This is a genomic window from Pectobacterium araliae, assembly GCF_037076465.1.
In the GTDB taxonomy this organism is placed as follows: Bacteria; Pseudomonadota; Gammaproteobacteria; order Enterobacterales; family Enterobacteriaceae; genus Pectobacterium; species Pectobacterium araliae.
The window spans coordinates 274,786-287,763 of sequence record NZ_AP028908.1 but is presented as its reverse complement, the minus strand read 5'-3'; the positions used below and the strand labels follow the sequence as shown (position 1 = coordinate 287,763).

The 12,978-nt window shown below is 53.8% G+C and carries 9 protein-coding genes; 2 read left to right on the top strand and 7 right to left on the bottom strand.

Annotated elements, in window-relative coordinates:
* Positions 1 to 2 precede the first annotated feature (2 nt).
* The 3 genes from AACH44_RS01260 to bioH all read right to left on the bottom strand — a co-directional run bounded on the left by AACH44_RS01260 (position 3) and on the right by bioH (position 4,989).
* A complete protein-coding gene (locus tag AACH44_RS01260; protein WP_044205422.1) occupies positions 3 to 482 on the bottom strand; it encodes an Hcp family type VI secretion system effector in 480 nt (159 codons plus the stop codon).
* Between the two features lie 323 nt (positions 483 to 805).
* Positions 806 to 3,916, bottom strand: a complete 3,111-nt coding sequence (acrD, locus tag AACH44_RS01255; protein ID WP_338659468.1) for a multidrug efflux RND transporter permease AcrD — start codon at positions 3,914 to 3,916, stop codon at positions 806 to 808.
* A 305-nt stretch (positions 3,917 to 4,221) separates the two neighbouring features.
* On the bottom strand, positions 4,222 to 4,989 hold the full coding sequence (gene bioH / locus AACH44_RS01250) for a pimeloyl-ACP methyl ester esterase BioH (protein ID WP_261846763.1): 768 nt from the start codon (positions 4,987 to 4,989) through the stop codon (positions 4,222 to 4,224).
* Positions 4,990 to 5,089: 100 nt separating this feature from the next.
* Between bioH and gntX the strand changes: the two genes are divergently transcribed.
* Positions 5,090 to 5,791: a DNA utilization protein GntX gene (gene gntX / locus AACH44_RS01245; protein ID WP_261846764.1), complete on the top strand. Its 702-nt coding sequence runs from the start codon at positions 5,090 to 5,092 to the stop codon at positions 5,789 to 5,791.
* Positions 5,792 to 5,851: 60 nt separating this feature from the next.
* Complete coding sequence (gene nfuA, locus AACH44_RS01240; RefSeq protein ID WP_039304954.1) at positions 5,852 to 6,427, top strand: Fe-S biogenesis protein NfuA; 576 nt, start codon at positions 5,852 to 5,854, stop codon at positions 6,425 to 6,427.
* Between the two features lie 96 nt (positions 6,428 to 6,523).
* Here the strand turns inward: nfuA and malQ are convergent, their stop codons facing one another.
* From malQ to glpG, 4 genes are read right to left on the bottom strand one after another with little or no spacing between them, the layout of a single operon-like run.
* Entirely contained in the window at positions 6,524 to 8,608 is a 2,085-nt protein-coding gene (gene malQ, locus AACH44_RS01235) for a 4-alpha-glucanotransferase (protein WP_261846765.1), read from the bottom strand.
* Positions 8,609 to 8,620: 12 nt separating this feature from the next.
* Positions 8,621 to 11,125 carry a maltodextrin phosphorylase gene (gene malP / locus AACH44_RS01230; RefSeq protein WP_261846766.1) on the bottom strand — a complete coding sequence of 835 codons (2,505 nt, stop codon included), beginning with the start codon at positions 11,123 to 11,125 and terminating at the stop codon, positions 8,621 to 8,623.
* Positions 11,126 to 11,167: 42 nt separating this feature from the next.
* Positions 11,168 to 11,926: a DeoR/GlpR family transcriptional regulator gene (locus AACH44_RS01225; protein ID WP_005969330.1), complete on the bottom strand. Its 759-nt coding sequence runs from the start codon at positions 11,924 to 11,926 to the stop codon at positions 11,168 to 11,170.
* A 24-nt stretch (positions 11,927 to 11,950) separates the two neighbouring features.
* Positions 11,951 to 12,784 (bottom strand): rhomboid family intramembrane serine protease GlpG, encoded by an 834-nt coding sequence (glpG, locus tag AACH44_RS01220; protein WP_261846767.1) that lies wholly within the window; start codon positions 12,782 to 12,784, stop codon positions 11,951 to 11,953.
* Between the last annotated feature and the right edge of the window lie 194 nt (positions 12,785 to 12,978).

Below are 12,978 nucleotides of genomic sequence, written 5' to 3'. Positions count from 1 at the left end.
AATCAATAAATTGAATCACTCCATAGCATATAACTACTCGTACGAGCAATAACATGCTCCAATGTTATTGATGAAAATTTAAATGATACATTTTCCTGAGGTTGACCATCATTATCCGTCAATGAGTGGGGATAAAAATAACGAATATCGTTAACAATCGCATCTTTTAAAGATATTTTAAAAAAAACTTCATGCCCACCCAAGGATGACGTTCTATACAATAAAAATTCGCAATTTAATTTTTCTTTATCATTCAAAGCCTGAGCTAAAAGCGGTGTGGATTTATCTATTGGTTTTCTTATATCAACAGGATGAAGAGATACATTTTCCAGTCGCGTAAATTGATTCATTAACTCATATATGAAAATTTCATCCTCATGCCCTGATTGATATTTATTACCAATCGAATCTACCGAGGATGCGCCTGCCGATATGAGGCCTTGTCTCTCACCGTTAATTTTTAAATAGATAACACTAGCCATTTACGACTCCTATTCATTCCATTGAAAGTTAATACATCCTAAATAAATTTCTATCATAGAATATTTTAAAGATCAAAGATAATATCATTACTGCTTTTACTTAGCAGTCGCATATTTAATTATCATGAGTATGAAATATTGAATAAATAATTTCACACCTATTTATTTGGTAGCACGCTGTAATGAATGTACTCGCCAGTTTCAGGTTAATTGCATCACACACAGACGATAAAATTGTTGTCTGACCACGCACCGTTAAGAGAGTAGTCAGACAAGTGCATTACTCGTCTTTATTAATGACGAAGGCAACCACTATAGCTCCATCATGCCTTCTCCTTCGGCGGAAAGCGGCGGCGCACGACGACAAAGAACAGCGGCACGAAGAAGATGGCGAGGAAGGTGGCGGCTAGCATGCCACCGATCACGCCCGTCCCCACCGCATGCTGACTGGCTGAGCCTGCACCGCTGCTGGTCGCCATCGGTAGGACGCCGAAAATAAACGCCAGTGACGTCATCAATATCGGCCGCAGTCGCTGGCGGGAGGCCTCCAGCGTGGCCTCAACCAGATCCTTCCCTTTCTGGTTCATTTCGTTGGCGAATTCCACGATCAGGATGGCGTTCTTCGCTGATAGCCCGACCACCGTCAGTAGCCCAACCTGAAAATAGACATCGTTTTCCAGACCGCGTGCCCAGGTTGCCACCAGCGCCCCCAGCACGCCCATCGGCACCACCAGCATGACGGAGAACGGCACCGTCCAGCTTTCATACAGCGCGGCCAGACACAGGAACACCACCAGCAGCGAAATGGCATACAGCGCCGGTGCCTGCGCCCCGCTCAACCGCTCCTGCAACGACATGCCCGTCCATTGCAATCCAAAGCCTTCCGGCAGTTGCCCCACCAGCGATTCCATAATATTCATCGCCGTACCGGTACTGACGCCCGGCGTCGCCTCGCCAACAATCTCCAGCGAGGAATAACCGTTGTAACGCTCAAGGCGCGGCGATCCGGTTTCCCAGACGGTTTGCGCAAAGGCGCTGAACGGCACCATTCCGCCGCTGTTGTTGCGCACATACCATTTACTGACGTCGTCCGGCAGCATGCGGAACGTCGCCGCCGCCTGAACGTAAACTTTTTTCACACGACCACGGTCAAGGAAGTCATTCACATAGGTCGATCCCCAGCCCGTTTTCAGCGTGCTGTTAATGTCATCCACCGACACGCCCAGCGCCTGCGCTTTGCGCTGATCGATATGAATCCGCAGCTGCGAGCTGTCGTCCAGACCATTGTGACGCACACGCGTCAGCTCAGGATTGCTGTCGGCCATACTTAACAACCGATCCCGCGCCGCCATCAGTGCGTCGTGCCCCAGCCCACCGCGATCCTGTAGCTGCATACCGAAACCCGCGGCACTCCCCAGCCCGTTAATCGATGGCGGGCTGCTGGCGAACACCCGCGCTTCCTGAATCTTGCGAAAGGCTTTGGTCGCGCGTTCGATCACAGCAAACGAGCTGCTCTCCGGCGTCGTGCGTTCATTCCAGTCTTTAAGGCGCACAAACAGCCGCGCGACGTTCTGCCCATTTCCACCCGGCCCCGAGCCGATGGTGGAAAACACAGACGTCACGGTGTCTTTTTCCTGCGTGAGATAATATTGCTCGATCTTGTTGACCACCTGTAGGGTCTGCTGCTGCGTCGAACCCGGTGGAAGCTGCACTTGCGTCGTGAACACGCCCCGATCTTCCTGCGGCAAAAATGAGGTTGGCAGCCGGAAAAACAGGAAAGCCATAATCCCGATAATACCCATATACAGCAGCAGCCATCGCCCGCTGCTGATCAATATCTTGCCGACACCGCGTTCATACTTCAGCGACGTGCGGGTAAAGCTGCGGTTAAACCAGCCGAAGAACCCTTTACGGCCGTGGTGTTGCCCCTTGGCGAGCGGCTTGAGCAACGTCGCACACAGCGCGGGCGTCAGCGTCATCGCCACCAACACGGACAGAACCATTGACGTCACAATCGTGACGGAAAACTGGCGGTAGATCGCCCCCGTGGTGCCGCCAAAGAAAGCCATCGGCACAAATACGGCGGACAGCACCAGCGCAATCCCGACCAACGCGCCTTGCACCTGCCCCATCGATTTTCGCGTCGCGTCGCGTGGCGAGAGCCCTTCCTCGCTCATCACTCGCTCCACGTTTTCCACCACCACGATGGCATCATCCACCAGCAAGCCAATCGCCAGCACCATCGCGAACATCGTCAGCGTATTCAGGCTAAAGCCGAAGGCATACAGCACGGCAAACGTACCGAGCAACACCACCGGCACGGCAATCGTGGGAATCAGGGTGGCGCGAAAATTCTGTAAGAACAGGTACATCACCAGAAAGACCAGCAGTACCGCTTCAAACAGCGTTTTCACCACATCGGTGATCGAGGCTTTAACAAAAGGGGAGGTTTCAAAGGCGATTTTGGCTTCCAGCCCGTGTGGGAAGTACTGCGACAGCTCCTCGATACGTTCTCTGACGCGTTTATCGGTTTCCAGCTCATTCGCGCCAGACGCCAGTTTTACGCCCAGACCGGAGGCTGCCTGACCGTTGAAACGGCTGAGAAAATCGTAGCGCTCTGCACCAAGCTCTACTTCCGCGACATTGGCTAACGTCACCGCAGAACCGTCTTGATTGACCCGCAACGTGATATCGCGAAACTGCTGCGGCGTCTGTAACAAAGATTGTGCATTGATCGTGGCGTTCAGCGCCTGATTATCCACCGACGGCACGCCGCCGACTTGCCCTACCGAGACCTGACTGTTCTGCGATTCGATAGCCCGCACCACGTCGCTGGTCGTCAGCGCATAATCCATCAGTTTGGCTGGATCCAGCCAGATGCGCATCGCATACTGCGACCCATAGGAATCGACCTCGCCCACCCCGCTGATACGGCTGATCGGCTCCTGAATATTTGTTGCGACGTAATCGGCGATATCCTGTTTGTCCATGCTGCCATCGGTAGAGACAAACGCGACCATCAGGATATTGGTATCACCCGTTTTACTGACGGTGACGCCCTGCTGCTGCACATCCTGCGGCAGCTTACGGGTAGCGGACTGAAGCTGGTTTTGCACCTGCTGACGCGCTTCATCGGGGTCTGTGCCTGCCTCAAAGGTCAACATAATGCGAGACTGCCCGGTATTGCTGCTGTCCGAGGACATGTACATCAGGTTATCCAGCCCGGTCATGCTTTGCTCGATAACCTGTGTGACGGTATTTTCCAACGTCTGTGCCGATGCACCGGGGTAGTTAGCCGTGATCCTTACGCTGGGCGGCGCCAGATCGGGATACTGTTCTAGCGGTAATGATTTGATTGCCAACATACCGCACAGGCTGAGAAGGATAGCCAGCACCCACGCAAAAATAGGACGGTCGACAAAAAAATTCGCCATCTCTCCTACACTCCTCAGCCATATTTTGACGTGGCTGCTTCACGAGCAGCCTACTTATTATCAACCGGAATAGATTCACTAACCCCAGAGAAAAACCCTGCGCTCAGGATAATACTGGTCACTTAAGCCCATTATTAGGGGAAACACAGGGAGAGGTTCCCGCAGGGAGGCCTCACCCCTGTGGTCGCCCCGTGTATCTCGATGCGTAAACGATCGGCATTAGCGCATAAGGTGCCAAATTACCTTAACTGCCAACATCGGTTAAATCGTGGAGAAATTGAGGAGAAAATGTAAATTATCGTCGGCTACGCCTGAGCGAACGCAATTATCTGCTCGGAGAAGGCATCAGGATGCGAGATAAACGGCGCATGTGCGGCCTTTGGCATCACCACCGACGTTGAGTTCGGCCACTGATCATCCAACAACCCAGCCACCTTGCGTGGCACCAGCCCGTCTAACGCACCATAAAGCCGCAGGAACGGCACAGCTAAATCGGCTAACGGCTGGCGTAAATCGGCTTCACGCAGGATTGCCAGCCCAGCGTTCAACACCTCGACTGACGGCATCGGTTGTTCCAACACCACGCTTTTTAACAACCGAGCATCCTGCCGTGCACTCTCCGTTCCCAGCGTTTGTAACGCCAAAAACCGCTCAACCGTACGCTGGAAATCTTCACTGAGCTGCTGCTGAAACCCCTGTAATACGTCCGGTTTAATGCCCGGCCAGCCCTCTTGTGCGCTGAAACAGGGCGACGACGCCACGGTAATCAGCTTTTCCACCCGAGCAGGGGCGATCAACGCAATTTGACTGGCAACCAGTCCGCCCAGCGACCACCCCAGCCAGACGGCACGCTCCGGTGCCTGCGCCAGCACGTAGTCCGCCATGTCGCTTAGCGACATCGGACCGAATGCCTGACTTCTGCCATAGCCCGGCAAATCGACCATATGCAGGCGAAAATGCGGGGCGAGTCGCGCAATAATGCTTTGCCATACCTGCGCATTCAATCCCCATCCGTGCAGCAACACAAGATCCGTATTTCCTGCGCCTTCGGTCTGCCAATACAACGCTGCCATCCGTTATCTTCCTTTCTCAGGGAACCCCTTAACGCTTGCATGAGGGTCAATATATTTCAGGGAAAACCGTATTTAGGGAAAATGATCTTTAAGGAAAACAATGTTAACCATCTCCGCACGCTGCTGGCTATGTTTATTGCCGCTTCGTCACAACCAGCAGGGAATTTGTTCGTACTGTCAGCGCCATTTACCCCGTTTGCCCACCTGCTGCCCGCGCTGTGGCTTGCCCGCAGGCGACACCACGCGTCAGTGCGGGCGCTGCCTGCAAAATCCACCGCCCTGGCAATCGATGACTTTTGTCAGCGACTACGCACCGCCGCTCAACGCGCTGCTTAAGCATTTCAAGTTTACGGGTAAAACCGAGCTGGCGGCGGTACTTGCGCGACAGTTGTTATTACGCTGGCAGATGGCCTACCGCGAGCGAAAGCTCACCGGGCAGGTTCCGCTGTTCCGCCCCGACCGCCTGTTCACCGTTCCTCTGCACCGGAACCGCCAGTGGCGTCGTGGCTTTAACCAGACCGAGTTGCTCGCCCGCCCTCTCGCCCGTTGGCTGAACTGCGCTTACGATCCACGTGACTTGCAGCGCACCCGACGCACACCGTTGCAGCAAACGCTCAACGCCAGCGCACGACGACGAAACCTACGGGGCGCATTTTCCTGCGATATCTCGCTGTCCGGGCAGCAGGTGGTTTTACTGGATGATGTCGTCACGACGGGCAGTACCGCCGCTGAAATTAGCAGGCTATTGCTCGCTCAGGGTGCGGTGGGCGTTCAGGTCTGGTGTTTGTACCGAACCTTGTAGTTAAGGGGAGGATGGGCGTATTATAACCGATAAGTGCAGTCAACTATCGAGCTTACTATTATGATCCGTATTACCGATGCTGCTCAGGAGCATTTCCTGAAACTGTTGGCAAAACAGGAAGAAGGCACACAGATTCGCGTATTTGTTATCAATCCAGGTACGCCAAACGCCGAGTGCGGTGTCTCCTACTGCCCACCGGATGCCGTAGAAGCCAGCGATACCGTACTGAAGTTTGAAAAGATTTCCGCTTATGTGGACGAGCTTAGCGCGCCTTATCTGGAAGACGCTGAAATCGACTTCGTGACCGACCAATTAGGTTCCCAGCTCACACTGAAAGCGCCGAACGCCAAAATGCGTAAAGTGGACGACAGCGCCCCGCTGATGGAACGTGTGGAATATGTGCTGCAATCGCAGATCAACCCACAGCTGGCTGGCCACGGCGGCCGCGTGACGCTGATGGAAATTACCGATGACGGTCTGGCGATTCTGCAATTTGGCGGTGGCTGTAACGGCTGTTCTATGGTCGACGTCACGCTGAAAGAAGGGATCGAGAAAGAACTGCTGCAAACCTTCCCAGAGCTGAAAGGCGTGAGAGACCTCACCGAACACCAGCGTGGCGAGCACTCTTATTATTAAGTTTCACTCGTACTATTCAGTTTCCTGCATCCCATTTCCCCACTGATATATTCTGCCAACGCCTCCCTAATACAGGAGGCGTTGCATTGTTCTGTTTTACACTTTTTGTTCTTTCATCGGCGCGCCACGACGTAAATCCACATCCCGAACCAGTCGTTCAAGGCAGCGATCGGCGAAGATCGATTCCAGCGGACGCGTGAGCTTGCGTCGCCAGTTGGGGTACTCACGGTGGGTGCCAGGTACATTGACTGGCGTGGCCATATCCAACCAGTCTTCCAGTTGAAACCCGACCAGTGCGCTGGCGCTATCAGCAATATAGCGATGAACGCCACGGCTCAGTGGTGCGCCCATTGTCGTTAGCGCCGAGTTGCGGCCAACACGCTGCGGCAATAGCCCAAATTCGTGCAACGCGTTGAGCAGCCCCTGCTTCGCTTTCTCACGTTGCTGCATCTGCTCCTGCAACAACGCCTCTTCCGGGTAAAGTCCTAGTTCTCTCCCCAGCGATAAATCCACAGTTTGCCAGTAGCCGCGCAGCGTCGGGAGGTCGTGGGTAGTGATGGTTGCCATCGCCTGACGCGGGTAATCCTCAGGGGCGCGAAAGCGGTTCTCCTCGTCCTTTTCAAAGAACAGCACTTTGTAGGAATAGATACCGTAATCATGCAGTTTGCTGACAATTTCCGGCGGCACCGTGCCTAAATCCTCGCCGATAATCAGGCAGCGATGACGCTGACTTTCCAGCGCCAGCACCGCTAGCAGATCGTCGACCGGATAATGTACGTAAGCCCCGTTGCCCGCCGACTCCGCCTTCGGTATCCACCACAGGCGCAAGAGCGCCATCACATGATCGATGCGTAACGCACCGCAGTGCGCCATGTTACTGCGTAAGACATCGATAAAAGGTTGATAGCCTCGAAGCTGCATCATGGTGGGGTTCATCGGCGCAAGCTGCCAGTTTTGTCCCTGTGGCCCAAGCGGATCGGGCGGTGCGCCGATAGAGGCATCAAGGCAATAGAGCTGTCGTTCGTCCCAAGTTTCTGCACCACCTTGTGCGACACCGACGGCCAAATCACGATACAAGCCTAACGGCAAGCCAAGCTGTTTACTGTGCGCATAGCAGTCTGCTAACTGCTCATATGCTACCCATTGCAGCCAGCTATAGAACGTAATCTCATCGCTGTTTTCACGGCGGAATGCTTTTACCGTTTCACTGTGTACATCATGATAACTGGCAGGCCATTGGTGCCAATCCGCATAATTTTCACCCTGTTTTTTCAGGTAAGCCTGCAACGCATCAAACGTCGCCTGAAGTTGCAGACTTTGTCCACCGCTGACAACAAACTGACGAAACGCACTAATGCGCGGGTCCAGCGTACTGCGGGTAGTAAAATAGCGGTATGCCAGCCGCAGAGCAGCCAGCTTAAGCTGCGTAACCGGTTCATAATCGACCCAGCGCCCCGCCCGCAGCGCTGCGATGGCGCTTTGCGTCTCCTCACGCTGCCACCACGCCTGCGCTTCCCCACTCTGCTGGAAATCATCAATCCGATTGACATCGATATAAATAATGTTCAACCAATGGCGGGACGATGGGCTGTAAGGGCTCGCCGCCTCTGCTAACGCCGGGTACAGCGAATGCAGTGGGTTCAGCCCCACAAAGGCACCGCCACGGCGGGCAATCTGTTCTACCAGTTGGCGTAGATCGCCAAAGTCCCCTACCCCCCAGTTGTTGTGCGAGCGCAAGGTGTAAAGCTGTACGGTCACGCCCCACCAGCGTTTTCCCTGCTGTAAAGCTTCAGGCTCATAGCAGCGATGTGGTGCAACAATAACCCGACAACTCCAGCGCTGGTCTGCCTGAGTCAGCGTCAGGTAGTGGTAGCCCAGCGGCAGCACGCCCGGCAAAGCCAGCGTTGAACCACCGGTTATCTGCCCTTGAATTTGACCGCCGTTTTCATACATCAACGTCCAGAAGAATTCACCGTGACCAGCAAGCTCGATGACCGCATCTCGGCCTTGCAAAAAGACACGGACAGGCGGCAGGGGCGCATTGCCGCTATCAGAAACATCCATCATCGCCTGAATCTGGTTTCTGACTGCGGCAGCAACAATGTGCTCTTTGCCATAGGCATCGGTATAGCTTTCCGCGATGCCGGTTTGCTGGCTTGCCAGTTTATCCACCTTGAACATCCTCTCCTTTTCCTAATGATGCGCTTGCCAAATACGCGTCTGGTAATCATGAATCGCCCTGTCCGAACTGAACATCCCCATTCTGGCGGTATTCAGCACACAGCGACGCGTCCATTCATCCGGCTCACGATAAAGCGCATCAACACGCTGCTGCACCTCACAATACGGTGCAAAATCGGCCATTAACATATAGGGATCGCCCAGCTTCAGCAGACTATCCAACAGTGGGGCAAACGCGTTTTTATCCCCACGGCTGAATGCACCACTCGCTAACTCATTCAGTATTTCGCGTAGCAGAGGTGTCGCAGCAAGATAGTCTGACGGTTCATAGCCCTGAGCCTGTAACGCTTTGACCTGCTCTACGGTATGGCCGAAAATGAACAGATTGTCCTCACCGACCTGCTGCGCCATTTCTACATTTGCCCCGTCCAGCGTGCCGACGGTCAACGCGCCATTCAGCGCGAGTTTCATATTGCCAGTGCCAGATGCTTCCTTACCTGCCGTCGAAATCTGCTCAGAGACATCCGCAGCAGGAATCATCCGTTCAGCCAGAGAGACACGATAGTCCGCCGGGAAGATCACCTTTAGGCGATCGTTAACGCGGCGATCCTGATTAATGACCGCAGCGACCCGATTAATGGCATAAATGATATTTTTTGCTAAGACATAACCCGGTGCCGCTTTGGCACCGAACAAAAAGACGTGCGGCACTATATCCAGATGCGGATTGTCACGCAATTGACGATATAGCGCGAGAATATGAAGTAGATTCAAATGCTGGCGTTTGTACTCATGCAATCGCTTGATTTGCACATCAAACAGCGCCAGTGGATCGACCACAATGTCATACTGTTGGCGGAGATAACTCGCCAGTTGCGTTTTATTATCGGCCTTGATTTGTCGATAACGCTCACGAAAACCGGCATCATCCGCGTAGGGCTCCAACCCTTGCAGCGCAGGCAAATCATTCACCCATGGGATAGGCAGCGTGTCATCAATCAACGCAGACAGCGCCGGGTTACACTGCTTTAGCCAACGACGCGGCGTAATACCGTTGGTGACATTGTGGAATTTGGTCGGCCACAACTGATGGTATTCAGGGAACAGGTCTTTCACCACCAGTTCCGAATGCAACGCCGCCACGCCGTTGACCGCAAAGCAACTGACGACGCACAGGTTTGCCATGCGAATCTGGCGCTGGTGGCGGATGGCAAGCTTCGCCCATATCTGTCGATCGCCGGGCCATTTTTGCTCGACCAACACCTTAAACTGCGCATCAATTTGCCGGATAATCGACAGGTGACGAGGTAGCAATCGGCCAAACAGCCGTTCGTCCCAGCGCTCAAGCGCTTCCGGCATCAGCGTATGATTGGTGTAGGCAAAGGTGCGTCCGATTATCGACCAAGCGTCGTCCCAAGATAGCTGATGTTCATCCAGCAGCAGGCGCATCAACTCCGGGATCGCCAGCGTCGGATGGGTATCATTAAGCTGGATGACCTCATAATCTGGCAGCGCAGACAGCGCACGCCCCGCGCTAAGATGACGACGCAGGATGTCAGCCACCGAACAGGCACAGTGGAAATACTGCTGCATCAGACGCAGACGTTTGCCCGCCGCATGATTATCGTTAGGGTATAGCACGCTGGTCAGACTGGCAGCGGAAATCCCCGCCTGCGCCGCGCGCAAATAGTGACCTTCATTAAATAAGGATAAATCAAACGGATCGCGATGCGTCGCACGCCACAAACGCAGCGGCTGCGCGGCGCCGTTTTGATAACCAACCACCGGCAGGTCACAGGCTTCACCTCGGAAAACCGTATCCGGCAGCCAGCGCAGGCTACCATCGGTCTGGGGTTGCAGGCGTCCACCAAACCCAACCTCTACCGCCAGCTCAGCGCGCGGTAAAAGCCAGGGATAGGTATCACGCTGCCAGTCATCAGCCGTTTCCTGTTGCTGCTCTTGCGCAAAATGCTGACGAAACAGGCCATACTGGTAATTGAGACCATAACCCGTTGCAGGCTGCCCCACCGTCGCCATCGAATCCAGAAAGCAGGATGCCAGCCGGCCTAACCCGCCGTTGCCTAAACCCGGATCGGTTTCCTGCTCCAGTACATCGCTCAGGTTCAGCCCCTGCTCTGCCAGTACGTCGGCTACGGCATCATACCATCCCAGATTCAGCAGATTGTTGCCCGTCAAACGACCAGGCAGAAACTCCATCGACAGGTAGTTCACATGGCGCTGAGGCGTAGGGTCAGGAGAAGAGGTTGGCGGTGCAGGATGCATCAGCAGCTGTTCCGCTAGCGCGAGGCTGACGGCACGCCAGCACTGCACCGGTGTCATCGCTTTCAGGGAAGCGACGCCACCGAGCCGCTGTTGGCGAAGCAGCGCGGCGGCAAACTGTGCTGCATCAAAGGCGAGAGCAAAGTGATTAAAAGAAGCAGGCTGAGTCAAAAAATCTGACTTATTTACAGCCACTGAACGCGTTGAAGAACCTGATTTCTTTGCAGAATCTGACATCGTGCCTCCTCCTTTGTCCGTCATGGAAAAGGCACATCGGGTTCAACACAACTCCAACTGTACCTTATGTTGTTCAATAATTTTCAGTACGCTGGGTGGTGGTGACTGATCGGTAAAAAGGTAGTCGATCAAGTCCATGTTGCCCAAATTCACCATCGCATTACGGCCAAATTTGGAATGATCCGTCACCAGCATCACACAGCGAGAATTTTCAATAATCGCCCGTTTTGTGCGCACTTCATGATAATCAAACTCCAGTAATGACCCATCCATGTCAATACCACTGATGCCCAAAATGCCAAAATCCAGGCGGAACTGAGAGATAAAATCGAGCGTTGCTTCCCCCATAATACCGCCATCTCGGGTGCGGACTTCGCCACCGGCCAAAATCAGGCGAAAATCCTCTTTTGCGGTCAGTAGCGTTGCCACATTCAGGTTATTGGTGACCACGCGCAGATCCTTATGCTGCATCAGCGCATAGGCCACCGCTTCGGGCGTAGTGCCGATATCAATAAACAGAGTCGCACCGTCTGGAATCTGGCTCGCCACCCGACGGGCAATGCGTGCTTTTTCATCCGACCACATCATTTTACGGTCATGATAGGCCGTATTCACTGAACTGGACGGCAAGGCCGCCCCACCGTGGTGGCGATGAATTTTATTTTGCTCGGCCAGATCGTTCAAATCACGACGAATGGTCTGCGGGCTCACCGCAAAATGATCCACCAGCTCTTCAGTACTGACATACCCCTGCCGACGCACCAGTTCAATGATGGCGTCATGCCGTTGTGTCTGCTTCACATTTATCCCCTAAGACGCCCCGATTTACCGGGGGTTTGTTTTATTATACGTGTCCCAAAAGGCCATCAATAGCCCGACAATCAGCCCTGCCACATGCGCTGCATTCGCGATCGACATCCCTAAAATATCGAAATATCCGGCAACCAACCACAGTAAAGCAAAGGCCATTAGGCTGCGCGGCATAGCCAAATAACCGTCAGGCTCTCTTTCCGCTCGTAGCCAGACGTAGCCCATCAGAGCATAAACGACGCCAGACAGGCCACCAAAATAGGTGCCGCTAAACCAAGACTGCGCCCAGCCGCTGACCAGCGCGGAAACCAGCGTGATGACCAGCAATTTGCCGGTTCCCAACACTTTCTCAACTGGCCCGCCCAGATACCACCACCACATCAAATTGAACAAAATATGCAGCAGGGAAAAGTGCAACAAAGCATGACTGAACCAGCGCCATAGCTGTGCCTGCTGCCCTTCGGCGGGAAATGCCAGCCAGGTCATCACGCTCTCATAGCCCGAAATCTGCATCAGGATAAACACCGCAATCGTCACCACCATCACGGATAGCGTCAGCGGCCCAGCCTTTTGTTTCAACGTTTGCAGGAAAGAATAGCGTTGGTATTGAATACCGGAGTCCATCGTTCCCGTTTGCCAACTGGCCGCCAGATAACGTGGGTTTGTCGGGTCACGCAGAAAAATCTCCAGCGCTTCCTGAACATTTCTCAGCTGTGTTTCATCGTCTAGCCACAGCTCAGCTTCATGCCCTTGAGACCGCATCTCCAGATGGATCTGCTGCGTACGCATGTAATCGACAAATGCCTGAGCCAGACGCGGGTTGGAAAGAGCAATAACGCGGATTGGCATGGGTGTGTATCCGTAGCGAATAGATTTACCTAAAAATATCATATTGCCCCCCGGGCAGGGGCGGAAAAATTTGCGTCACACTGGCACTCACTCGACTTCCTGCGATTCCTCTCTCTCTGACCCTGATTTTCACCCCTATCGTTAGAGAATAAGCAGCCAACGAGCGCCATCATGACCGAGTCGAAAAAGTAAAA

Bases quoted from the DNA above. Each gene is read 5' to 3' on its own strand.
- glpG (WP_261846767.1), bottom strand. From the start codon at position 12,784: ATGCCAATCCGCGTTATTGCTCTTTCCAACCCGCGTCTGGCTCAGGCA.
- malQ (WP_261846765.1), bottom strand. From the start codon at position 8,608: ATGTTCAAGGTGGATAAACTGGCAAGCCAGCAAACCGGCATCGCGGAA.
- AACH44_RS01260 (WP_044205422.1), bottom strand. From the start codon at position 482: ATGGCTAGTGTTATCTATTTAAAAATTAACGGTGAGAGACAAGGCCTC.
- malP (WP_261846766.1), bottom strand. From the start codon at position 11,125: ATGTCAGATTCTGCAAAGAAATCAGGTTCTTCAACGCGTTCAGTGGCT.
- nfuA (WP_039304954.1), top strand. From the start codon at position 5,852: ATGATCCGTATTACCGATGCTGCTCAGGAGCATTTCCTGAAACTGTTG.
- bioH (WP_261846763.1), bottom strand. From the start codon at position 4,989: ATGGCAGCGTTGTATTGGCAGACCGAAGGCGCAGGAAATACGGATCTT.
- gntX (WP_261846764.1), top strand. From the start codon at position 5,090: ATGTTAACCATCTCCGCACGCTGCTGGCTATGTTTATTGCCGCTTCGT.
- acrD (WP_338659468.1), bottom strand. From the start codon at position 3,916: ATGGCGAATTTTTTTGTCGACCGTCCTATTTTTGCGTGGGTGCTGGCT.